Source organism: Bradyrhizobium campsiandrae (assembly GCF_014529705.1).
GTDB classification, from domain to species: Bacteria; Pseudomonadota; Alphaproteobacteria; order Rhizobiales; family Xanthobacteraceae; genus Bradyrhizobium; species Bradyrhizobium campsiandrae.
Window position 1 is genome coordinate 14,040 of record NZ_JAANIH010000007.1, and the last position, 21,261, is coordinate 35,300.

The 21,261-nt window shown below is 64.8% G+C and carries 16 protein-coding genes; 4 read left to right on the forward strand and 12 right to left on the reverse strand.

The annotated features are described in order from the left end of the window. The first annotated feature begins 137 nt into the window (after positions 1-137). Positions 138-1,415, forward strand: a complete 1,278-nt coding sequence (locus G8O24_RS06860) for an acyl-CoA dehydrogenase family protein (RefSeq protein WP_188097724.1) — start codon at positions 138-140, stop codon at positions 1,413-1,415. Positions 1,416-1,572: 157 nt separating this feature from the next. On the opposite strand, the gene yghU is transcribed toward G8O24_RS06860, so the two are convergent. After that, on the reverse strand, positions 1,573-2,448 hold the full coding sequence (gene yghU / locus G8O24_RS06865; RefSeq protein WP_188097726.1) for a glutathione-dependent disulfide-bond oxidoreductase: 876 nt from the start codon (positions 2,446-2,448) through the stop codon (positions 1,573-1,575). A 247-nt stretch (positions 2,449-2,695) separates the two neighbouring features. Here yghU and G8O24_RS06870 point away from each other — a divergent pair, with 247 nt between their 5' ends. Together G8O24_RS06870 and G8O24_RS06875 are read left to right on the forward strand one after the other, a co-directional pair. Continuing rightward, positions 2,696-3,829, forward strand: a complete 1,134-nt coding sequence (locus G8O24_RS06870) for a nitronate monooxygenase (protein WP_188097728.1) — start codon at positions 2,696-2,698, stop codon at positions 3,827-3,829. 171 nt (positions 3,830-4,000) lie between these two features. After that, on the forward strand, positions 4,001-5,509 hold the full coding sequence (locus G8O24_RS06875; protein ID WP_188097730.1) for an acetyl-CoA acetyltransferase: 1,509 nt from the start codon (positions 4,001-4,003) through the stop codon (positions 5,507-5,509). Positions 5,510-5,639: 130 nt separating this feature from the next. Here the strand turns inward: G8O24_RS06875 and G8O24_RS06880 are convergent, their stop codons facing one another. The 7 genes from G8O24_RS06880 to ltnD all read right to left on the reverse strand — a co-directional run bounded on the left by G8O24_RS06880 (position 5,640) and on the right by ltnD (position 16,980). Then, positions 5,640-6,836 (reverse strand): efflux RND transporter periplasmic adaptor subunit, encoded by a 1,197-nt coding sequence (locus tag G8O24_RS06880; RefSeq protein WP_188097732.1) that lies wholly within the window; start codon positions 6,834-6,836, stop codon positions 5,640-5,642. Then, the gene (locus tag G8O24_RS06885; protein ID WP_188097734.1) at positions 6,823-10,002 is read right to left on the reverse strand and encodes an efflux RND transporter permease subunit; all 3,180 of its coding nucleotides are present in this window, start codon (positions 10,000-10,002) and stop codon (positions 6,823-6,825) included. The genes G8O24_RS06880 and G8O24_RS06885 overlap by 14 nt, the downstream gene beginning before the upstream one ends. A gap of 204 nt (positions 10,003-10,206) precedes the next feature. Beyond that, entirely contained in the window at positions 10,207-11,901 is a 1,695-nt protein-coding gene (locus G8O24_RS06890) for a methyl-accepting chemotaxis protein (RefSeq protein WP_188097736.1), read from the reverse strand. 237 nt (positions 11,902-12,138) lie between these two features. Continuing rightward, a complete protein-coding gene (locus G8O24_RS06895) occupies positions 12,139-13,830 on the reverse strand; it encodes a methyl-accepting chemotaxis protein (protein ID WP_188097738.1) in 1,692 nt (563 codons plus the stop codon). 162 nt (positions 13,831-13,992) lie between these two features. Then, positions 13,993-15,270 (reverse strand): 3-oxo-tetronate kinase, encoded by a 1,278-nt coding sequence (gene otnK / locus G8O24_RS06900; protein ID WP_188097740.1) that lies wholly within the window; start codon positions 15,268-15,270, stop codon positions 13,993-13,995. Next, positions 15,267-16,049: a 2-oxo-tetronate isomerase gene (otnI, locus tag G8O24_RS06905; RefSeq protein WP_188097742.1), complete on the reverse strand. Its 783-nt coding sequence runs from the start codon at positions 16,047-16,049 to the stop codon at positions 15,267-15,269. The genes otnK and otnI overlap by 4 nt, the downstream gene beginning before the upstream one ends. A 13-nt stretch (positions 16,050-16,062) precedes the next feature. After that, positions 16,063-16,980: an L-threonate dehydrogenase gene (ltnD, locus tag G8O24_RS06910; RefSeq protein WP_188097744.1), complete on the reverse strand. Its 918-nt coding sequence runs from the start codon at positions 16,978-16,980 to the stop codon at positions 16,063-16,065. Between the two features lie 117 nt (positions 16,981-17,097). On the opposite strand from ltnD, the gene otnC reads away from it, so the two are divergent. After that, the gene (gene otnC / locus G8O24_RS06915) at positions 17,098-17,781 is read left to right on the forward strand and encodes a 3-oxo-tetronate 4-phosphate decarboxylase (protein WP_188097746.1); all 684 of its coding nucleotides are present in this window, start codon (positions 17,098-17,100) and stop codon (positions 17,779-17,781) included. Between the two features lie 164 nt (positions 17,782-17,945). Here the strand turns inward: otnC and G8O24_RS06920 are convergent, their stop codons facing one another. The 4 genes from G8O24_RS06920 to G8O24_RS06935 are packed head-to-tail and all read right to left on the reverse strand — an operon-like array spanning position 17,946 to position 21,247. Continuing rightward, positions 17,946-18,650 (reverse strand): ABC transporter ATP-binding protein, encoded by a 705-nt coding sequence (locus G8O24_RS06920; protein WP_188097748.1) that lies wholly within the window; start codon positions 18,648-18,650, stop codon positions 17,946-17,948. Then, entirely contained in the window at positions 18,634-19,365 is a 732-nt protein-coding gene (locus G8O24_RS06925; protein WP_188097751.1) for an ABC transporter ATP-binding protein, read from the reverse strand. Before G8O24_RS06925 ends, G8O24_RS06920 begins: the two co-directional genes overlap by 17 nt. Continuing rightward, on the reverse strand, positions 19,362-20,369 hold the full coding sequence (locus tag G8O24_RS06930) for a branched-chain amino acid ABC transporter permease (protein ID WP_188097753.1): 1,008 nt from the start codon (positions 20,367-20,369) through the stop codon (positions 19,362-19,364). The genes G8O24_RS06925 and G8O24_RS06930 overlap by 4 nt, the downstream gene beginning before the upstream one ends. Further along, on the reverse strand, positions 20,369-21,247 hold the full coding sequence (locus G8O24_RS06935) for a branched-chain amino acid ABC transporter permease (protein WP_188097755.1): 879 nt from the start codon (positions 21,245-21,247) through the stop codon (positions 20,369-20,371). Before G8O24_RS06935 ends, G8O24_RS06930 begins: the two co-directional genes overlap by 1 nt. Between the last annotated feature and the right edge of the window lie 14 nt (positions 21,248-21,261).

Sequence of the window (21,261 nt, forward strand, 5' to 3'; positions counted from 1 at the left end):
TCATTCAAACAACATTTCAAACGTCTCGCGAAAATTCCATCTCATGGCATGGCCCGCGCGAAAATACGCGCTCGCACTTTCGCGGCGCTGCGACTATTCTTCCGGCCAACGCGAACTCAGCGACCCCGGGAGGAACAATGACAAAACACAGCTACATTCCCCGCACCACCAACTACACGCTCAATCCCGGCGATGAGCTCAATGACCTCAGGATGTCGGACCAGGTCCGTCCGCTCTACGACCACGTCAAGAAGTTCATCCGCGACACGGTCGAGCCGATGTCGATCGAGTTCGCAAAGGCCGGCGAGGGCAAGGAAGATCGCTGGAGCTTTACGCCGAAGCAGCTCGAGGTGCTCGAGGTCGCCAAGAACAAGGCCAAGAAAGAAGGCCTCTGGAATTTCTTCCTGCCCGATGACGAGACCGGCCAGGGCCTGAAGAACCTCGACTATGCCTATATCGCCGCCGAGCTCGGCAAGAGCCCGCTCGCCTCCGAAACCATGAACTGCTCGGCGCCCGACACCGGCAACATGGAGGTGCTGGAGCGCGTCGGCACCAAGGAGCAGAAGGAGAAGTGGCTGAAGCCGCTGCTCAACGGTGAGATCCGCTCGGCCTATGTCATGACCGAGCCGAACGTCGCCTCCTCGGACGCCAAGAACATCTCGACCACGGCCAAGCTCGTCGGCGACGAGTGGGTTATCAACGGCGAGAAATATTACATCTCCGGTCTCGGCGACCCGCGCTGCAAGATTCTCATCGTGATGGTGAAGACCAATCCGGATGCGGCGCCGAGCAAGCAGCAATCGCAGATCCTGGTGCCGCGCGACACGCCCGGCGTCGAGGTGCTCGGCCCCATGTACGTGTTCGGCCAGGATCACGCCCCGCGCGGCCACATGCACATGCGCTTCAACAATGTGCGCGTGCCGAAGGAGAACATGCTGCTCGGCGAAGGCCGCGGCTTCGAGATCTCGCAGCTTCGCCTCGGGCCCGGCCGCATCCATCATTGCATGCGCACCATCGGCAAGGCCGAGAAGGCGCTCGATCTGATGGTGCAGCGCGGCCTGACGCGCGAAGCCTTCGGCAAGAAGATCGCCCATCTCGGCGGCAACATGCAGATCATCGCGCAGGCGCGCTGCGAGATCGAGGCGATGCGCCTGATGGTGCTGAAGGCCGCCAAGGCGATGGACGTGCTCGGCAACAAGGAGGCCCGGGTCTGGGTCTCCATGGTCAAGGCCATGGTGCCGGAGCGCGCCTGCAAGATCATCGACCAGGCGATCCAGATGCACGGCGCCACCGGCATCTCGCACTGGACCCCGCTCGCCGAGATGTACCAGGACGTCCGTCACCTGCGCTTTGCCGACGGTCCGGACGAGGTGCACTGGATGGTGGTCGGCCGCCACGAGCTGAGCATGGCGTGAACTCTCCTTCTCCCCGCGTGCGGGGAGAAGGTCGGGATGAGGGGAGCCTCCGCGAGGACGGTGATAGTGGGACTCGCGGAGGCTCCCCCTCACCCGACTTCGATCTGCGATCGAATTGGACCTCTCCCCGCAAGCGGGGCGAGGAGAGAAAAGAGCGCTATGTCGCCGGCGCGAGCTTGTCCTGGGTCTTGGTCTCGAAATCGCTCGCGTCGTGGCGCTCGTGGAGCTGGCTGGCGGGATCGCCGGAGACGCGGTTGACCATGCGGCCGCGTTTCACGGCGGGGCGTTGCGCGATCAGGTCGGTCCAGCGCTGCACGTTCTTGTAGTCCTGCACCGACAGGAATTCGCCGGCGCCGTAGACCAGCCCCTTGGCGAGCGCGCCGTACCACGGCCACACCGCGATATCGGCGATGGTGTATTCCTTGCCCACCAGATATTCATTGTCCGCAAGACGCCGGTCGAGCACGTCGAGCTGGCGCTTCACCTCCATCGCGAAACGGTCGATGGCGTATTCGATCTTGAACGGCGCATAGGCATAGAAATGGCCGAAGCCGCCGCCGAGATAGGGCGCGCTGCCCATCTGCCAGAACAGCCAGGACATCGCTTCGGTGCGGGTCTTGATGTCCTTGGGCAGGAACGCGCCGAACTTCTCGGCGAGGTAGAACAGGATCGAGCCGGACTCGAACACCCGGATCGGCTCCGGGCCCGAGCGGTCCATCAGCGCCGGGATCTTCGAGTTCGGATTGATATCGACGAAACCGCTGCCGAACTGGTCGCCATTGCCTATCTTGATCAGCCAGGCGTCGTATTCGGCGCCCTTGTGGCCGAGCGCCAGCAGCTCCTCCAGCATCACCGTCACCTTCACCCCGTTCGGCGTCGCCAGGGAGTAGAGCTGGAGCGGGTGCTTGCCGACCGGCAGCACCTTGTCGTGGGTAGGGCCGGCGATCGGCCGGTTGATGTTGGCGAACTGCCCGCCATTCTCCTTGTTCCAGGTCCAGACTTTGGGCGGCACGTAGGCGGGGGCGTCGGTCATGCGGTGGCTCCGGCAAAAGATGCGCCTGCATTAATTAGCCCGTGCCGGGCCGTTGGCAAGCCCTGCCCGCTCTGCATCCGGCGCGGACCTCGGAACCGGGTCATGCATCCTGTCCACCTCGTTCGACGGCGCATCATCGCGGGCGGCATGACCATCGCGCCACGTGACGCCTGCACGCAAGATGCGCGCGGGAATCCGGCATGGCATCCCACATGACGATGCGCTGGGGTGCTGCCGGGAGAGAACCATGAAATCGCCGATCTGCGACATGCTGGGTATCGAGTTTCCGCTGCTCGCCTTCAGCCACTGCCGCGACGTCGTTGCGGCTGTCAGCCGCGCCGGCGGCTTCGGCGTGCTGGGCGCCACCGTGCACACGCCCGATACGCTCGAACGCGAGCTGAAATGGATCGATGCGCATGTCGACGGCAAGCCCTACGGCATCGACGTGCTGATCCCGGAAAACATCTCGACCGCGGGCGAGAAGCACGTCACCTGGAAGAGCCTGGAAGCGCGCGTGCCGCCCGAGCACCGCGCCTACACGCGCAACCTGTTGAAGACGTACGATATCGAGCTGACGGCGACAGAGGTGGACGACAACCAGCCGCAACCCTTCGACGCCGAGACCGCGCTGGAGCTGCTCAAAGTCTCCTTCAATCACCCGATCCGACTGATCGCAAATGCGCTCGGCGTACCGCCGAAGGCGATGATCGAGATGGGCAAGAAGCACAATGTGCCCGTTGCCGCGCTGGTCGGCGCCAAGGAGCATGCGTTGCGCCAGGTCGCCGCGGGGGTCGACATTCTCGTGGTGCAGGGCACCGAGGCGGGCGGCCATTGCGGTGAGGTCTCGACCATGGTGCTGGTGCCGGAGGTGATCAAGGCGATCAAGAAGGTCCGCGATGTGCCGGTGCTGGCGGCGGGCGGCATCATGACCGGGCGCCAGATGGCGGCCTGCATGGCGATGGGCGCGGCCGGCGCCTGGACCGGCTCGGTGTGGCTTGCCACGGTCGAATCCGAGACCAGCGAGATCTTTCGCGAGAAGATGATCGCGGCGTCCTCGCGCGATGCGATCCGCTCGAAGGGCCGCACCGGCAAGCCGGCGCGACAGCTCCGCTCGGTCTGGACCGATGCCTGGGACCGCGCGCCGGAAAGTCCTGGCGCACTGCCGATGCCGCTTCAGAGCATCATCAGCCGCGACGCCTTCAATTCGATCGACCGCGCGGCCGCGAGCGGCAACGCCAAGGCGCGCGACCTCGTCAGCTATTTCGTCGGCCAGGGCGTCGGCCTGATCGACAGCGTGAAGTCGGCCGGTGCCGTCGTGCAGGAATTCAAGGAAGAGTTTGCCGAGGCCGTCGAGCACATGAATGCGCTGGTGGCGGAGTGACGTGTGTGGCTGAAGCGGAGTTCGCGGCCCATCCTTCGAGGCTCGCCCAGCGCCGCAGGCGTCGCTCGGCTCGCACCTCACCTTGTAGCCGCCACCCTGAGGTGGCCGCTCCTTCAGCGGCCCTCGAACGGCGACGGCGTGCCAAAAATCTGAAACATAAAGCAAGACGAAATGACCAGCATTCCCGAAGACCGCATCCCCGTCATCGTCGGCATCGGCGAGATCGTCGACCGCCCCAAGGAGATCACCGACGGCCTCGAGCCGCTCGACCTGCTCGAACAGGCGTTGCGACGCGCCGAGCAAGATGCCGGCGCGAAGCTGCTCGGCGAGGTGCAATCGCTGGACGTCGTCAATTTCCTGAGCTGGCGCTATCGCGATCCCGAGACGCTGCTGGCCCAGCGGCTCGGCATCCAGCCTGCGCATTGTTACTATGGCCCGGTCGGCGGCGAGACCCCGATCCGCTACATCCACGAGGCCGCAAAGCGCATCGCCCGCGGCGAATGCAGCGTCGCCGCGGTCTGCGGCGCCGAAGCGCAATCGACAGCGACCAAAGCCGATCGCGCCGGCATCAAGCTGCCGTGGACGCCGTTCGCGCATGATGCGCCGGAGCCCAAGCGCGGCGCCGCGTTCCAGAAGCCGCTCGCCGTGAAGCTCGGCGTGTTCCGTCCCGTCACCGTCTATCCGTTCTACGAGGCCGCCTCCTCCGCGCATTGGGGCCAGACGCCGCGCGACGCGATGGCGGAATCAGGCACGCTGTGGTCGCGCTATTCGGAAGCCGCCGCGCAAAATCCCAATGCCTGGCTGAAGCGGCGCTTTGCGCCGGAGGAGATCACGACGCCGACGGCCGACAACCGGTTGATCGCCTGGCCCTACAACAAGCTGATGGTGGCCAACCCCAGCGTCAACATGGGCGGCGCGCTGCTGCTCACCAGCCTTGCCAAGGCGCGCGCGCTCCGCATCGCGGACGAGAAGTTGGTCTATCCGCTCGGCGGCGCGTCAGCCGAGGAGCCGCCTGATTATCTCCTGCGCGACCAGTTCTACGAAAGCCATCCGCAGAATGCGGTGCTGAAGGCCGCAATCGAACTCGCCGGCGGTGACGGCAAGAGGTTCGACGCGATCGAGCTCTACAGCTGCTTTCCCTGCGTGCCGAAGATGGCGCGGCGGACGCTCGGCCTTTCTGCCGACGTACAGCCCACCGTAACCGGCGGCCTCACGTTCTTCGGCGCGCCGCTCAACACCTACATGACCCATGCCGCCTGTGCGATGGTCCGGCGGGTGCGAGAAGGTGCCAGGCTTGGCCTGCTCTACGGTCAGGGCGGCTTCGTCACCAAGCATCATGCGCTCGTCGTGGCGAAAACTCCCCCGCGCGGGGATCTCGCGCAAGAGACCAGCGTGCAAGGCGATGCCGACCGCAACAAGCGCACCGTGCCGGAATTTGTCGCGGAGGCCTCGGGCAAGGGCAAGGTTGAGAGCTTTACGGTGCTCTATGGCCGCGGCGGCGATATCGAGCACGGCGTCACGATGCTGCGGACGCAGGACGACAGGCGCACGCTGGCGCGGATTCCGGCGAGCGACAACGCCACGCTGGCGCATCTGCTCAACATGGATCGCACGCCGGTCGGCTCACCCGGCGAGATCGCGATGGCCGCCGATGGCGTGCCGGAGTGGCGGGTGGCGTGATGTCGCCGATACCGTAGGGTGGGCAAAGCGAAGCGTGCCCACGTCTTGCGTATTCGATGAAAAGACGTGGGCACGGCGCTTTGCGCCTTTGCCCACCCTACGAGACCTGCGGCCGGCGCATGCGCGCGCCTTAGCTCTTCGGCGCCTGCTTCTCCGAAGCGGTTGCCGGCTTACCGCCGGCGCCGACCACCCGCACCGCATTGCCATCGGACAGACCGTCCGGCGGAGCGGTGATGACGCGGTCGTCCGGCGCGATGCCGGACGCGAGCTCGATTTCCTTGCCGAGATCGCGGGCGATGGTGACGGTCTTGAACTGCACCTTGTCGTCGGCGCCCACGGTCGCGACGCGCAGGCCGCTGCCGTTGAAGATCAGGGCGCTGGCGGGAATGCTGAGCGGCGCGGACTCGCGCTGCAGGCTCAGCTTCACGCTGGCATAGCCGCCAGGCATCAGCTCGCCGCTCGAATTGTCGAGGCCAAGCTGCATGCGCGTGGTGCCCGAGGCGACGTCAACGGCCTGAGAGGACGCCTCCACCGTCGCCTGGAACGTACGGTTCGGATATTCCGGCAGCGAGATGGTGGCCTTGGCGCCGATCTTGATCGCCGGCACGTAGTTCTGCGGCACGTTGACGTAGACGCGCAGCCTGGTGATATCGGAAACCACGAACATCGCCGGGCCCGAGCTGCCGCCTGCGTTGATCAGCGCGCCAACGTCGGTGTCGCGCGCGGTGACCACGCCATCGAACGGCGCGGTGATTTTCTTGTAGCCCGCAAGCGCCTCAAGCCGTTCCACATTGGCCTGCCCCGAATGGACGGCGGCGTTCTTGTTGGAGAGATCGGCGGTGCGCTCGTCGATTTCCTGCGCCGAGACGAAATTGGAAGCGACCAGCGTCTTGCGCCGGTTCAGCGTTGCCTCCGACAGCCTGGCGCTAGCCTGCTGGCTGGCGAGATCGGCGCGGGCTTGAAGCAGTTGCTGGTCGAGGTCGGGCGCCTCGATCTCGGCGATCACCTGGCCGGCCTTGACGCGCGCGCCGATGTCGACGCTCCAGCTTTTGAGATAGCCGGAGACGCGCGCGAAGATCGGTGCGCGGTAATAGGCCTCGAGCCGACCCGGCAGGTCGATGGTGGCGTTGAGCGACTTGGCGTTGGGCAGGGTGATCGCAACGCTGGGAACAGCCTGGTCGTCGGTCCATTCCTTGAGCTTGGAACCTTGCTCCTCGCGAGCCCGGATGCCGGTGCCGACGACAAGGCCGGCCGCGATCAGCGCCACCACGCCGAAAATACCCAGTTTCCGGTGCGACACCGGGGAGCGGGGTTCAGTGGGTGACATGCGCAGTCTCCAATGGGGCGGCGGCTTCGGCGCCTTGTTTCTTGTGTACCATACTGAACACGACGGGAACAAACATCAGCGTGGCGAAAGTTGCAAAGATCAGGCCGCCGATCACGGCGCGGCCAAGTGGCGCATTCTGCTCGCCGCCCTCGCCCAGCCCCAGGGCCATCGGCGCCATGCCGATGATCATGGCGAGCGCGGTCATCAGCACCGGGCGGAACCGGACGAAGCCGGCTTCCAGCGCCGCCGCAATGGGGTCACCGAGTTCCGCGTAGCGCTCGCGGGCGAAGGAGATCACGAGCACGCTGTTCGCGGTAGCAACGCCCATGCACATGATCGCACCCGTCAGCGCCGGCACCGACAGCGTCGTCTCCGTCATGAACAGCATCCAGACGATGCCGGCGAGCGCAGCCGGCAGCGCCGTGATGATCACGAACGGATCGGACCAGGACTGGAAGTTCACGACGATCAGGAAGTAGATCAAGACGACGGCCCCGAGCAAACCGAACAAGAGGCCGGTGAAGGCGCTGTTCATGGTCTGCACCTGGCCGAGCAGCACCACGGAGGAGCCCTTCGGCAGCTCCCTGGCGGTGTCGGCGATCAGCTGACGGATGTCGGCGGAGACCGCGCCGAGATCGCGGCCCGAGGTCGTCGCGAAGATCTGCACCATCGACTGGATGTCATATTGCGACACCACCGCGCTCGAGATCGAGCGCTTGATGTCGGCGATGCCGCCGAGGATCGGCGACTGCGAATTCCCGGCCGCGGTGATCGGCAGCGTCTGCAGCGCGCTGAGCGAGTCGATCTGGTATTGCGGCGTCTGCATCACGATCGAATAGGACACGCCGTTATCGGGGTTGAGATAGTAGGTCGGCGCGACCTGCGAGGAGCCGGCGAGATTGACCACGAGACTGTTGGTGACATCGCGCTCGGTCAGGCCGACATATTGCGCGCGGGTCCGGTCGACATCGATATTGAAGGTCGGATTGCTCGGCGATTGCTGAATGCGCGCATCGGCGACGCCCGGAATCCGGCGAACCTTGGCCAGCAAATTGTTGGCATAGACGAAGTTGGCGCCGAGATTGGCGCCCCGGATCTGCAGATCGATCGGCGCCGGCGCGCCGAAATTCAGGATCTGGCTGACGATGTCTGCGGGGAGGAACGCGAAGCTGACGCCCGGGAAGAGCCGCGGCAACTGCTCACGCAGCACGCGGACATGCTCCTCGGTCGGCTTGTGGCCCTCCCTCAGCTTGATCTGGATGTCGCCGTCCTGCGGGCCGATCACGCCGGTATTGTTGTAGGTCATGTTGATGCCGGAGATCGGCATGCCGATATTGTCGGTCATGGTCTCGATCTCGCCCGGGATCAGCTTGCGCACCGCCTTCTGCACGTCGGCGAGTTGATTGGCCGTCTCCTCGACACGGGTGCCGACCTGTGTGCGGACATGCATCAGGATGTTGCCGGCATCGACCGCCGGGAAGAAGTTGCGGCCCAGGAACGGCACCAGGGCAAAGGAGGCGCCGACAACGCAGAGGAAGCCGGCAACGAACACCGCACGGTGCGCCAGCGCGAGCCCCAGCAGATCATGATAACCGCCGCGAATCCGTTCGAATCGCTTTTCGAAGCCGCGCTGGAACCAGACGAGCGGATTGCGCGATGGCGGCGGCTCGCCCTCGTGATGGACATGGGCGTGCAGCAGATAGTTCGCCATGGTCGGCACCAAGGTGCGCGACAGGATGAACGACCACATCATCGCGAACATCACCGCTTCCGCCATCGGCACGAACAGGAAGCGCGCGACCCCTGTGAGGAAGAACATCGGCACGAACACGATGCAGATACAGAGCAGCGACACGAAGGCCGGCGTCACGATCTGGTTGGCGCCATCGAGGATCGACTGCTCGACCGGCTTGCCCTGCTCCAGATGGTAATTGATGTTCTCGATGGTGACCGTGGCGTCGTCGACGAGGATGCCGACCGCCAGCGCGAGGCCGCCGAGCGTCATGATGTTCAGTGTCTCGCCGACCGCCGATAGCATGATGATGGCACCCAGCACCGACAGCGGGATCGAAACCGCGATGATGATGGTCGAGCGCCAGCTGCCGAGGAACAGCAGGATCATGACGCTGGTGAGCAGCGCAGCGATCACGCCTTCGAAGGCGACGCCTTGAATCGCACCTCGGACGAACACCGACTGGTCGCCGATGAAGCCGATCTTCAGCGCGTCCGGCATCTGGTCCTTGACGTCGATCACCTTCTGCTTGATGCCGGCGATGATGTCGAGCGTCGAGGTCGCGCCGGCCTTCAGCACCATCATCAGCACCGAACGGTTGCCGTCGACATGGACGATGTTGGTCTGCGGCGGATTGCCGTCGCGCACGGTTGCGACATCGCGCACATAGACCATCGCCCCGTTGACGGTCTTGATCGGCAGGTTGCCGAGCTCGTCGATCTTCAGCGGCGAGTTGTTGAGCTGGATGTTGTACTCGAACTGGCCGATTTTCTGGGTGCCGACCGGCGTGATCAGGTTTTGCGCGGCGAGCGCGTTGGCGACGTCCTGGCCTGATAGCCCGCGGGCCTGGAGCGCGGTGGGATCGAGGTCGATCTGGATCTGGCGCTGCTTGCCGCCGAACGGGTACGGGATTGCGGCGCCCGGGACGGTGACCAGCGGCGTGCGCAGATTGTTGATGCCGATATCGGCGAGGTTCTGCTCGGTCAGGCCGTCTCCCGACAGCGCCACCTGGATGATCGGCACGGTCGAGGCGGAGTAGTTCAGGATCAGGGGCGGTGTCGCGCCCGGCGGCATCTGCTTCAGCAGCGTCTGCGAGATCGCCGTGACCTGCGCGTTGGCGGTACGGATGTCAACGTTGGGCTGGAAGAAGATCTTGATGATGCCAAAGCCGTTATAGGAGTTGGCGGTGATGTGCTCGATGTCGTTGACGGTCGTCGTCAGCGCCCGCTGGAACGGCGTGGTGATGCGGCCGGACATCTGGTCGGGCGGCAGGCCCGTGTACTGCCAGACCACGCCGATCACGGGGATACGGATGTCCGGAAAGATGTCGGTCGGCGTCCGCAGGGCCGCGAGCGGTCCGATGATCAGCAGCAAAAGCGCGAGCACGACAAATGTGTAGGGCCGGCTCAGGGCAATACGGACCAGAGCAATCATGCGCCAGGCGAATCCAGGTCAAGCGAGAATAAGGGATCCGCCCCCACGGCGACCCCTGTTCCCCTTTACCTGAGCACCGCCGGAAACGCTAACCTCCGGCGGCCTTCCTGCATTCACTTCCCTGCTACCGCACTGCGAAATCGACATCGCAGCTATGCGATCGCCTCGACGCTTACCGCGCAGTCTGCTGCGTGGCGTTTCCGCTCACGCCGCGCGGACGGAGTTCAGGAATTTGCCGACCTCGAGCTTGAGGCGATTGCTGTCACGCGACAACATCTGCGCCGCTGACAGCACCTGCGAGGACGCCGATCCGGTCTCGGAGGCGCCGCGCTGGACATCACCGACATTCGAGGACACCTGCTCCGTGCCCTGGGCCGCCTGCTGAACATTGCGGGCGATTTCCTGGGTGGCTGCGCCCTGCTGCTCCACGGCCGCCGCGATGGCCGAGGAGATCTCCGACAGACGGGCGATGGTGCCGCTGATTTCGCTGATAGCGCTCACCGACTCTTGCGTCGCCGACTGGATGCCACCGACCTGCTGACCGATCTCGCCGGTCGCCTTGGCCGTCTGCTCGGCGAGCGCCTTCACCTCGGAAGCGACCACGGCGAAACCACGACCGGCCTCGCCCGCACGTGCCGCCTCAATCGTGGCGTTCAGTGCCAGCAGATTGGTCTGGCCGGCGATCGCGTTGATGAGCTCGACGACGTCGCCAATCCGCGATGCAGCTCGCGACAGCTCGCTGACCCGCTCGGTGGTGGCCTGCGCCTGGCTGACCGCTTCGCTCGCGATCCGGGAGGAATCCTGCACCTGTCGGCTGATCTCACGCACCGAGGACGACATCTCTTCGGCGGCCGAGGCCACCGAATGAACGTTGGCGGAAGCTTCTTCGGAGCCTGCCGCAACCGCGACCGACAATTCCTGCGCGCGGCTCGCGGTCGAGGACAGGGTCGAGGCCGAAGCTTCAAGTTCGGTCGCCGCCGACGAGACGGTTTCCACGATCTCGCCGATCGCAGCCTCAAAGCCGTTGGCGAGCTTCGTCATGTCGGATTTGCGCTGGGCCTCGGCACGGCGTTGCACCGCCTGCACCTCGTCGCGGCTGAAGCGGATGATGGTCTGCACGGTCTGCAGATTGCGCAGCGCCTCACCGATCTCGTCGTCGCGCTCGATCACGATGCGGTTGTCGAACTTGTCCTGGACCAGGTTGACCAGGGTATCGTTAAGGTGCTGCATCGGCCCCTGGATTGCCCGCATGGTCGCAAGGCCGGCGAAGCTGACGATGCCGGCGCCGACGACGGTCAGCAGTGACAGAACCAGGCTGGTCGAACCACCGGTGGACAGCGCCCCGACGACACCGAGCGCCAGCATGAACAGCGCCTGGAGCGCCATCATCGTGACAAGGCGCGCCTTCAGCGTCCGGGTGAAGATGGCGAAGCCGTCGAGCCAGGAGCGACGGCGGATGATACCGGCGTCGATCCGGTAGCCATGCGGCTTCTTTTCGCGGATCGCTGCGTAAACCTCTTCGGCGAGCTTGCGCTGGTCGGCCGGCAGCTTGGTCCGGATCGAGGTATAACCTTTGACCTGGCCGTTCTCGCGCATCGGCGACGCCGTCGCCAGCACCCAGTAGTAGTCGCCGTTCTTGCGGCGGTTCTTCACCGCGCCGAGCCACGGCTTGCCGGCCTTCAACGTGTCCCAGAGATTGTCGAAGGCCTCTGGCGGCATGTCCGGATGGCGAACGATGTTGTGCGGCTGGCCCATCAGTTCCGCCGACGAGAAACCGGCGGCGGCGAGGAAGTCCTCGTTGAAGTAGCTGAGCTTGCCCTTGAGATCGGTGCGCGAGACGATCAGCGTCTCGTCGCTGACAGGATATTCGACAGCGGTGACAGGCAGGTTCTTGCGCATCCGGGGCCCCCAAATGAATTGAGTATGCGTTCATTCCAATTCGGACGGCCGCTATTCGAGTCGTCTGATTCCATTCTCACAAAGCGCATTTAACTATCGATGAAACCGGACTCCCGTAGCTTTACGGGCGGTTCCGCATGATGGCACCTACAAGCGACATCATGTTACCAGCGCTCAAAAGAAAACGGACGGCGCTTGCGACGCCGCCCGTTGGTTTATCGCCGGCTCCTGCGAGGGTTACGCAGCGCGCACGTTGGTCAGGAACTTGCTGACTTCAGTCTTGAGCCGGTTCGAATCGTTCGACAGCATTTGTGCCGCCGACAGCACCTGAGAAGAGGCCGTGCCGGTCTCGGTCGCACCGCGCTGCACGTCGACGATATTGGAGGAGACCTGCTGGGTGCCGTGCGCGGCCTGCTGCACGTTGCGGGCGATTTCCTGGGTCGCAGCGCCCTGCTCTTCAACTGCCGCCGCAATCGCCGACGAGATCTCCGACAGGCGCTCGATGGTCGAGGAGATGTCCTTGATGGCGCCGACGGAGTCGTTGGTGGCGGCCTGTATCCCGGAAATCTGCTGGCCGATCTCGCCGGTCGCCTTTGCGGTCTGCTCGGCGAGCGCCTTCACTTCGGAGGCGACGACCGCGAAGCCGCGGCCGGCTTCGCCGGCGCGGGCCGCCTCGATGGTCGCGTTCAGCGCCAGCAGGTTGGTCTGGCCGGCGATGGTGTTGATGAGCTCGACGACATCACCGATGCGCGAAGCCGCCTTGGACAGCTCGCTGACGCGCTCGGTGGTGGCGCGGGCCTGGCCGACGGCGTCACCCGCCATCCGCGCCGATTCCTGCACCTGGCGGCTGATCTCGCCGACCGACGAGGCCATCTCCTCGGTCGCCGAAGCCACCGATTGCACATTGGTCGAGGCTTCCTCCGAAGCACCGGCAACCGTGGTCGCCAGCCTCTGGGAGCGGTCGGCAGTCGAGGTCAGGGTCGAGGCAGAGGCCTCTAGCTGCGTGGAAGCCGACGACACGGTCTGGACGATCTCGCCGATCATCGTTTCGAATTCGCGGGTAATGTTGTCGACGCGGCGGCCGCGCTCGATCTTGGCTTCGGCGTCGGCCGCAGCAGCCTCGTCGGCCGCCTTCTTGGCAATCAGCGCCTCCTTGAAGATCTGGAGCACGTCGGCCATGGCGCCGATCTCGGTCTTCTCGCCGCGATGCGGGACCTCGGCGGAAAGGTCACCCTTGCCCAGCGCCTGCATCGGCTCGATGATCGAATTGATACCCTTCGAAACGTCCTGCACAAGATAGAAGCCGACACCGGTGCCGACGAGGATGGCGGCGCCGAGAATGATCGCCACCAGCATGAAGGCGTAAGAATAAATCTCGGAGGCATCGGCGGAGGCCTGATCGCCGCCTTTGGTATTGAGTTCGATGTCCTTGGCCAAGATGGCGTCGGCCTCAAGACCAATCTTGTTCACGGTCTTGGTATTCAGCTCATGGGCGTCGTGCGGGGTTTTGTTCGCGTCCCGCCGTGACAGGGCCATGACTTCCTGAGTGCCCTTTTTGTATTCTTCCCATTTTTTGGACCATTCGCTGTACAGAGCGCGTTCTTCGGGCGAGGTGATCATGCCCTCATAGGACTTGCGAAACTTGGTATTTGCCTCGATTACGGTTGCCAGGGTCTTCTCAACAGCCAGCTTCTCTTCCAACGTCTCGGAAAGCATGTGCTCGCGAATGACGTTACGGTAGGTGATCACGCCGGCGCGCAGATCGCCCAGCACGCGTACGCTCGGCATCCAGTTCGTGGTGATATCAACCGTGTTGGCGTTGATTGCTCGCATCTTCATGACGGCGAGCAGGCCCATGCCGGCCATGGCAACCAGCAGGAACGCCACGACACTGATGATCTTGGCGCGGATGGAACTCTTGGCGAACATAATCGGGTCTCGTTGTGCTGGCGCGGGCTCGCGTCGGGGAATTTACGAATCAACCAAAAGGGAGCAGCGCCGACGTCAGAGCATCTGCACGGACGTCGGCTGCGACTCCGTGTGACCAAGGAACCCTAAAGTGATGAACAGGCGCCTAAGAATGCCCTGCGCTCAACGCATGAGCCCAAGCGCATCGGAGAAAAACTCCGGCCCGCCGAAATTTCCGGACTTCAGAGCGAGCAACATCTCGCCCGCAGCCGCGCCGACCGCGCGCAACACCGGCACGCCCGCCGCAATTTCCACTCCTACGAGAAATCCGGGAATCTTCAACCGATCGACCACGGCCCCTGACGTCTCGCCCCCCGCCACGATCAGGCGCCGGACGCCTGCCTGCACCAGACCTTCGGCGATGTCGGCCATGGCCTGCTCGATCGCATGTCCGGCCGCGTCGCGGCCGTGTCGCGCCTGGAGCGCCGAGACCTGATCCGGCGTTGCGCTCGACGCGATCAGAACTGGACCTTCGGCAAGCTGCGGCCGAGCCCAGGCGAGCGCGCGCTGGGCCTCGCTTGCGCCCGCGACAATTTGCTCGGAATTGAGATGCAGCACCGGCATGACGCGTTCGGCGTTCGCGATCTGCTGAAGCGTCGCCTGCGAGCAGCTTCCGGCAAGGCATGCCGCCGGTCCGCCGACGGCGGCATGCGCCCCGCCCGTCGCCGTAGCCGAGCGCACCTTTCCAGTCGACACCAGCGCCCGCGCCAGTCCCAAGCCGATGCCGGACGCGCCGACCGACAGTCGGTGCCCGGCAGCGACGAGTCCGATGGTCTCGAGGTCGCGGTCGAACACGGCGTCGATGATCGCAGCTCCGATGCCCTTGCCCGCAAGCTCGGCCAGCCGCGCCCGCACGGCCTCCGCGCCGCGCGAGAGGGTCGCAAGGTCGACGAGGCCGATTGGGGTCCTGCTCTGGCGCGCCAGCACCCGCACCAGATTGGAATCGTGCATCGGGTTGAGCGGGTGATCCTTCAGCGGGCTCTCGTTCAGCGGCACCGCGCCGACGAACAGATTGCCCTGATAGACGGTGCGGCCGGTCTCCGGGAAGGCCGGCGTCACCAGCACGATGGCCTCGCCGCCATCGGCCCGCAGCGCGTCCATGACCGGGCCGATATTGCCTGAAACGGTGGAATCGAAGGTCGAGCAGATCTTGAACAGCACGTGGCCGGCGCCGCGACCGCGCAGCCATGTCTCGGCCGCGCGGGAGCGCGCCACGGCGAGCCCCGCCTCGATCGAGCGGCTCTTCAGCGACACCACGACGGCGTCGACCTCAGGCAGGTCAAGATCGTCGGCAGGCACGCCGATGGTCTGCACGGTGCGCAGGCCCGCGCGCGTCAGCGTGTTGGCGAGATCGGAGGCGCCGGTGTAATCGTCGGCGATGCAGCCCAACGCAAGTGTCACGGCTTCACTCCCGCATAGGGCTTGAACCAGCCGAGGCCATCAATGGTCTTGCCGCGCGGATTGTATTCGCAGCCGACGAAGCCGGCATAGCCGAGCCGGTCGAGCTCATCGAACAGGAATGGATAGTTCAGCTCCTCGCCGTCGGGCTCGTTGCGCGAGGGGATGCTGGCGATCTGGATGTGGCCGATGATCGGCATCATTTCGCGCAGCCGCATGGTGACGTCGCCATGGATGATCTGGCAGTGATAGATATCGAACTGGAGCTTGAGGTTCGGCAGCCGCAACTCCTGGATCAGATCGCGCGCAAAGCCGAAATCATTGAGGAAGTAGCCGGGCACGTTGCGCGCGTTGATCGGCTCGAGCACGATGTCGATGCCGTGGGGTGCGAAGAATTCAGCGGCCCACGCCACCGATTTGTAGAACGCCTCGATGGCGATGCGCTCGCCGCGGTTGGCGATACCGGCCATCAGGTGAAGGCGCTTGACGCCGGTGGCCTTGGCGTAAGGCAACGCCGTCTCCAGGCTCGCCTTGAGATCATTGAACCGCGCCGGCAGCGCCGCAAAGCCCTTCTCGCCGGCGTTCCAGTCGCCCGGCGGCAGGTTGAACAGCGCCTGGGTCAGGCGGTTGCGCTTGAGCCGTTCGCCGACAGTCTCGGCGGGATGCTCGTAGGGAAACAGGAACTCGACGGCGGTGAAGCCGGCTTGCGCGGCAGCATCGAAGCGGTCGAGGAACGGCACCTCGGTGAACATCATGGAGAGGTTGGCGGCGAAACGGGGCATTGGAAATCCTCTTCTACTTGTCGCCGGGCAGCTTGACGCCGGTGACCTTCGCATACATGCGCGCGACAGAGGCATCGTCATCGCGGCCCATGCCGGCGGCCGACGTCATCAGGAACATCTGGAGCGCGGCAGCGGAGACCGGCACTGGGAATCGGGCACTGCGTGCCATGTCCTGGATGATGCCGAGGTCCTTGACGAAGATTTCCACCGCGCTACGGGGCGTATAATCGCCGTCGAGCACGTGCGGCATGCGGTTCTCGAACATCCAGGAATTGCCGGCCGATGCCGTGATCACCTCATAGACCTTGCGGATGTCGAGGCCCTGCTTGGCGGCAAACGCCATCGCTTCCGAGGCGGCCGCGATATGCACGCCGGCGAGCAGCTGGTTGATCATCTTGAACGCGGCGCCCTGCCCCGCGGCATCGCCGAGTTCGTAGAGCTTTGCCGCCATGGCATCGAGTGCGGGGCGCGCTTTGGCGAAGGCAGCCGGACTGCCCGACGCGAGGATCGTCAGCTCGCCTTGCGCCGCGCGCTGCGCGCCGCCGGAGATCGGCGCATCGAGGTAATGCCTGCCGGTCGTTTCCAACTGTTTCGCCAGGCGCCGCGCAACGTCCGGGTCCATGGTGGCGGAGGAGATGAAAACGCTGTCCTTCGGCAGGGTCTCGGCGACGCCGTCCTTGCCGAACAGGATCGTCTCGGTCTGGGCGGCATTGACGACGACGCTGACGACGATATCCGCGCCCTTGGCCGCCTCGGCCGGCGTCGTCGCGCCGGCGCCGCCGTCCTTCACGAACCGCGCGACCGCATCGGCCGAGACATCGCAGCCGGTGACGGCGTGGCCGGCCCGCTTCAGCGAGGTCGCCATGCCGTATCCCATCGAGCCAAGCCCGATGACGGCGATGCGCTGGTTTTGTGACGTGGAGGCGGACATGCAACTGACCCTTCGACTTAGTCTTGCGAACGTTTCCCGGACGGCCGGCCTTCGCGGCGGCTCACTGATCCGAATAACACGGCTTGGCCGCGCTGCCAAAGCGTGAGACAAGCGGGCATGACGGCCATGAACACTGAAACGAGCAACGAGACGAGGCTGCGCGAGGAGATCTGCCGGTTCGGACACTCCCTGTTCGAGCGCGGGCTGACGCCGGGATCGTCAGGCAACATCAGCGTTCGGCTGGATGGCGGCTGGCTGGTGACGCCGACCAACGCCTCGCTCGGCTTCCTTGATCCCGCGAAATTGTCCCGATTGGATGAGCAGGGCCGGCTGGTTTCGGGCGACGCGCCGACCAAGGAAGTTCCGCTGCACACCGCGCTCTACGACACGCGCGGCAATGCCCGCGCGATCGTGCATCTGCATTCCACCCATTCGGTCGCGCTCTCGATGCTGCCCGAGATCGACCCGCGCGCCGCGCTGCCGCCGATGACAGCCTATTATTTGATGAAATGCGGCGCCACCGCGCTCGTGCCCTATTACCGTCCCGGCGATCCCGCGGTTGCGGATGCCATCAAGGGGCTGGCGGGAAAGTACTCATCCGTGCTGCTTGCCAATCACGGTCCGGTGGTCGCGGGCGACACGCTGGAAGCGGCGGTGTTCGCGACGGAGGAGCTGGAGGAGACGGCAAAGCTGTATCTGCTGCTGCGCGGGATGAACCCCAGGTATCTGTCACCGGAGCAGGTGAAGGATCTGGTGAAGGTGTTCGGGGTGACGCTGCCGGAGCATGGGCACGGGCACTAAACCACATACTCAGTCGTCATCCTGAGGTGCGAGCCCTGCGATGCAGCGCATCGCAAGGCGAAGCCTCGAAGGATTGGCTACAGGCGCTTGCGGCCAATCCTTCGAGGCGCGCAAGGGCGCGCACCTCAGGATGACGGTTGAGGTTGTGGAGGCAGCCCTGGTGGCTACAGTCCCAGATACGCCTTCCTCACATCCGGATTGCCCTTGATCTCCGCGGCCGGGCCCTGCATCAGCACGCGGCCGGTTTGCAGGATGTAAGCGCGGTCGGCGATCTCCAGGCACTCCGCCATGCGCTGCTCGACGATCAGCACGGTCATGCCGGCATCGCGGATGCGCAAGACGGCCTGAAAAATCTCGTCCACCAGCTTGGGCATGATGCCTTGGGACGGCTCGTCCAGCATCAACAGCCGCGGGCGCGTCATCAGCGCGCGGCCGATGGCGAGCATCTGCTGCTCGCCGCCGGAAAGCGTCTCGGCGCGCTGATCGAGCCGTTCGGACAGACGCGGGAACAGCTCGAAGACGAGATCGAGCGGTCCTTCGCGATCCGCCTCGCCGCGATAGAGATAGCTGCCGAGGCGCAGATTGTCGCGCACCGACAGGCGCGGGAACAGGCGGCGGTTCTCCGGCACATAGGCGATGCCGGCCGCCGTGATGTGGTGCTGCGCCATGCCGTTGAGCCGCTTGCCATCGAAGGTCACGGTGCCCGAGCGCGGCCGCTCGGCGCCGGCGATCGACTTCAGCAGCGTCGACTTGCCGGCACCGTTGGCACCGGCAACGCAGACGATCTCGCCCTTGGTGACTTCGACGCTGACCGCGGAGATCGCGACGAGGCCCTGATAGGCGGTGGTGATTTCATGCACCGACAGCATGACGATCTCCCAGATATGCCTTGATCACCTTGGGATCGCGGACGACGTCGGCAGGCTTGCCCTCGACCAGCACCTTGCCGAGGTCGAGCACGATGGCGCGATCGACCAGCGGCATCACGATCTCCATGACGTGCTCGACCATCAGCACGGTGATGCCGGCATCACGGACCTTCCGCACCAGCGCCACGCCGGTCTGCGCTTCGGTCGGCGTCAGGCCGGTGAGGACTTCGTCGAGCAGCAGCAGTTTTGGTTCGGTCGCAAGCGCACGCGCCACTTCGAGGCGTCGCTTCTCGGCCGGCACGAGGTCGCTGGCGAGCACGTCGGCGCGCGCGGCAAGGCCGGTGAACTCGAGCACCTCATGCGCCTTGCCGCGGGCCTCGCGCATCACCGTATTGCGCACGAGGGCGCCGACGATGACGTTGTCGATCACAGTCATCGTCTCGAAGCTCTTGACGACCTGGAAGGTGCGCCCCACCCCGCGCTGGCAGCGCTCGGCCGCCGGCAGATTGGTGACATCCTCGCCGTCGAACCAGATGGATCCTTGCGTCGGCGGCAGGACGCCGGCGATCAGATTGAACAGCGTCGATTTGCCGGCGCCGTTCGGACCGATCAGACCGACGATCTCGCCACGGCCGACCGAGATCGAAACGTCGCTGTTGGCAACGAGGCCGCCGAAGCGCTGCCACACGCCGCGGGTTTCAAGCAGCGCGGTCATCGCGTGGCTCCCTTGACCTGGTTCTTGACCTGGTTCTTGGCTTTCGCGCGGGAGAACAGGCTCACCAACCCCTGCGGCAGAGCCAATGAGATCGCCACGATCAGCGCGCCGTAGACGATGAGGTCGACGCCGCGTCCGGAGCCACCGATATAGGAACGCGTGAGTTCGGTCATCGGGATCAGGATGGCCGCGCCCAACACCGGCCCCCAGAGGGTGCCGATGCCGCCAAGCACGGCCGGCAGCGCCATCAGCAGCGAGAACTGGAAACCCATGACGCTTTCGGGGTCGATATAAGCGAGGAACTGCGCATAGAAGGCGCCGCCGACGGCAACGAGGAACGCAGAGACCGCGGCCGCGCCCATCTTGGAATTGAACACGACGACGCCGAGGCTCTCGGCCGCTTCCGGATTGTCCTTCACCGCGCGCCACCAGAACCCCCATTTGGAGTCTTCCAGCCACCAGGTGACGAACCAGGCGAGGCAGCACAGCCCCAGCGCGAAATAGAAATACGGCAGCTTGCTGCGCAGAAACTGGAATTTCAGCCAGCTGTCGCCGCGGACAGGAATGGTGATTCCCATGGCAGCCCCCGCCCATTCCCAGTTCTGGAACAGCAGCAATCCGATCTCGGCGATGACGATGGTCGCGATCACGAAGTAATGGCCGCGCAGGCGGAAGAACGGATAGCCGAGCCCCATCGCGATCAGCGCCGCGATGCCGCCGCCGGCGAGCATGCCGAACCAGGGCAGCACGCCGAACTTCGTGAACAAAAGCTCGGTGGTGTAGGCGCCGATCCCGAAATAGAGCGCATGCCCCAGCGAGATCTGCCCGCAATAGCCGGAAAGAATGTTCCAGCTCTGCGACAGCGCCGCATACATCAACGTCAGGATCAGGATGTTCTGGACGTAGACGTCCTTGACGAAGAGCGGCGCAAGCGCGGCCAGGGTTGCGAGCGCCCCGGCGACAATGAGATCGCGGCGGCGCCGCGCGGCAAAATTCTTGTCCATCACATCGACCCGAACAGGCCACGCGGCCGAATGAAGACGACGAGCAGGTACACCGCATAGATGCCGACCGACTTCAGCGAGGGCGGCAGCATCAGGGCAGTCACCGCCTCGACCAGGCCGACGATGATGCCGCCGGCGAAGGCGCCGAACACGCTGCCGAAGCCGCCGAGCGCCACGGTGACATAGGCGATCAGTGCAAAGGACGCGCCGACATCAGGATAGATGTAGAAGAACACCGCCATGATCGCGCCGGCGAGACCGACCAGCCCGGCGCCAAGCCCCCAACCGAACGCGAACACGCGGTTCTTGTCGATGCCGACCAGCGCGACGGCGCCGGGATCTTCACGGGTGGCTTCCAGCGCGCGGCCGAAATCAGTGCGGTGGATGAAGAAATAGAGACCGGCAAAGGCCGCGATCGAGACCAGCGCTCCGACCAGCTGCGGCTCCGGCAGGAAGATGCCGGCAAACGAGATGGTCTTGCCGCCGAGCCAGGACTGCGGAATGCTGCGATAGTCCGGCGTGAAGAAGAACTGCGCCAGCCCGCGCATGACGATGGCGAGGCCAAAGGTGGTGAAGATCTGCACCATGCCGGCATTGGTCTTGGCCCGCATGGCGAAGCGGACAATCAAAAGGTAGACCACCGCTCCGAACACGAACATCGCCGCCGCGACCAGCGGTGCCGACAGCAGGGGATCGATCGCGAAGAACGCGAACAGGAAGAAGGACAGGTACATCGCGATCATCAGGAACTCGCCGTGGGCGAAGTTCGTGACGTCCATCAGGCCGAAGATCAGCGCGAGGCCGACCGCGATCAGTCCGTAGAGCAGGCCCATGAGCAGGCCGCTCGCGAGACTCTGGATAATGGCTTGGGCTGTCAAAGTCCGTCCCCCGT

Excerpts from the sequence above, each read along its gene's own strand:
- otnC (WP_188097746.1), top strand. The coding sequence starts at position 17,098 with ATGACGGCCATGAACACTGAAACGAGCAACGAGACGAGGCTGCGCGAG.
- G8O24_RS06890 (WP_188097736.1), bottom strand. The coding sequence starts at position 11,901 with ATGCGCAAGAACCTGCCTGTCACCGCTGTCGAATATCCTGTCAGCGAC.
- G8O24_RS06920 (WP_188097748.1), bottom strand. The coding sequence starts at position 18,650 with ATGCTGTCGGTGCATGAAATCACCACCGCCTATCAGGGCCTCGTCGCG.
- G8O24_RS06860 (WP_188097724.1), top strand. The coding sequence starts at position 138 with ATGACAAAACACAGCTACATTCCCCGCACCACCAACTACACGCTCAAT.
- G8O24_RS06880 (WP_188097732.1), bottom strand. The coding sequence starts at position 6,836 with ATGTCACCCACTGAACCCCGCTCCCCGGTGTCGCACCGGAAACTGGGT.
- ltnD (WP_188097744.1), bottom strand. The coding sequence starts at position 16,980 with ATGTCCGCCTCCACGTCACAAAACCAGCGCATCGCCGTCATCGGGCTT.
- otnI (WP_188097742.1), bottom strand. The coding sequence starts at position 16,049 with ATGCCCCGTTTCGCCGCCAACCTCTCCATGATGTTCACCGAGGTGCCG.
- G8O24_RS06885 (WP_188097734.1), bottom strand. The coding sequence starts at position 10,002 with ATGATTGCTCTGGTCCGTATTGCCCTGAGCCGGCCCTACACATTTGTC.
- G8O24_RS06870 (WP_188097728.1), top strand. The coding sequence starts at position 2,696 with ATGAAATCGCCGATCTGCGACATGCTGGGTATCGAGTTTCCGCTGCTC.
- G8O24_RS06930 (WP_188097753.1), bottom strand. The coding sequence starts at position 20,369 with ATGGACAAGAATTTTGCCGCGCGGCGCCGCCGCGATCTCATTGTCGCC.
- G8O24_RS06895 (WP_188097738.1), bottom strand. The coding sequence starts at position 13,830 with ATGTTCGCCAAGAGTTCCATCCGCGCCAAGATCATCAGTGTCGTGGCG.
- G8O24_RS06875 (WP_188097730.1), top strand. The coding sequence starts at position 4,001 with ATGACCAGCATTCCCGAAGACCGCATCCCCGTCATCGTCGGCATCGGC.
- G8O24_RS06925 (WP_188097751.1), bottom strand. The coding sequence starts at position 19,365 with ATGACCGCGCTGCTTGAAACCCGCGGCGTGTGGCAGCGCTTCGGCGGC.
- yghU (WP_188097726.1), bottom strand. The coding sequence starts at position 2,448 with ATGACCGACGCCCCCGCCTACGTGCCGCCCAAAGTCTGGACCTGGAAC.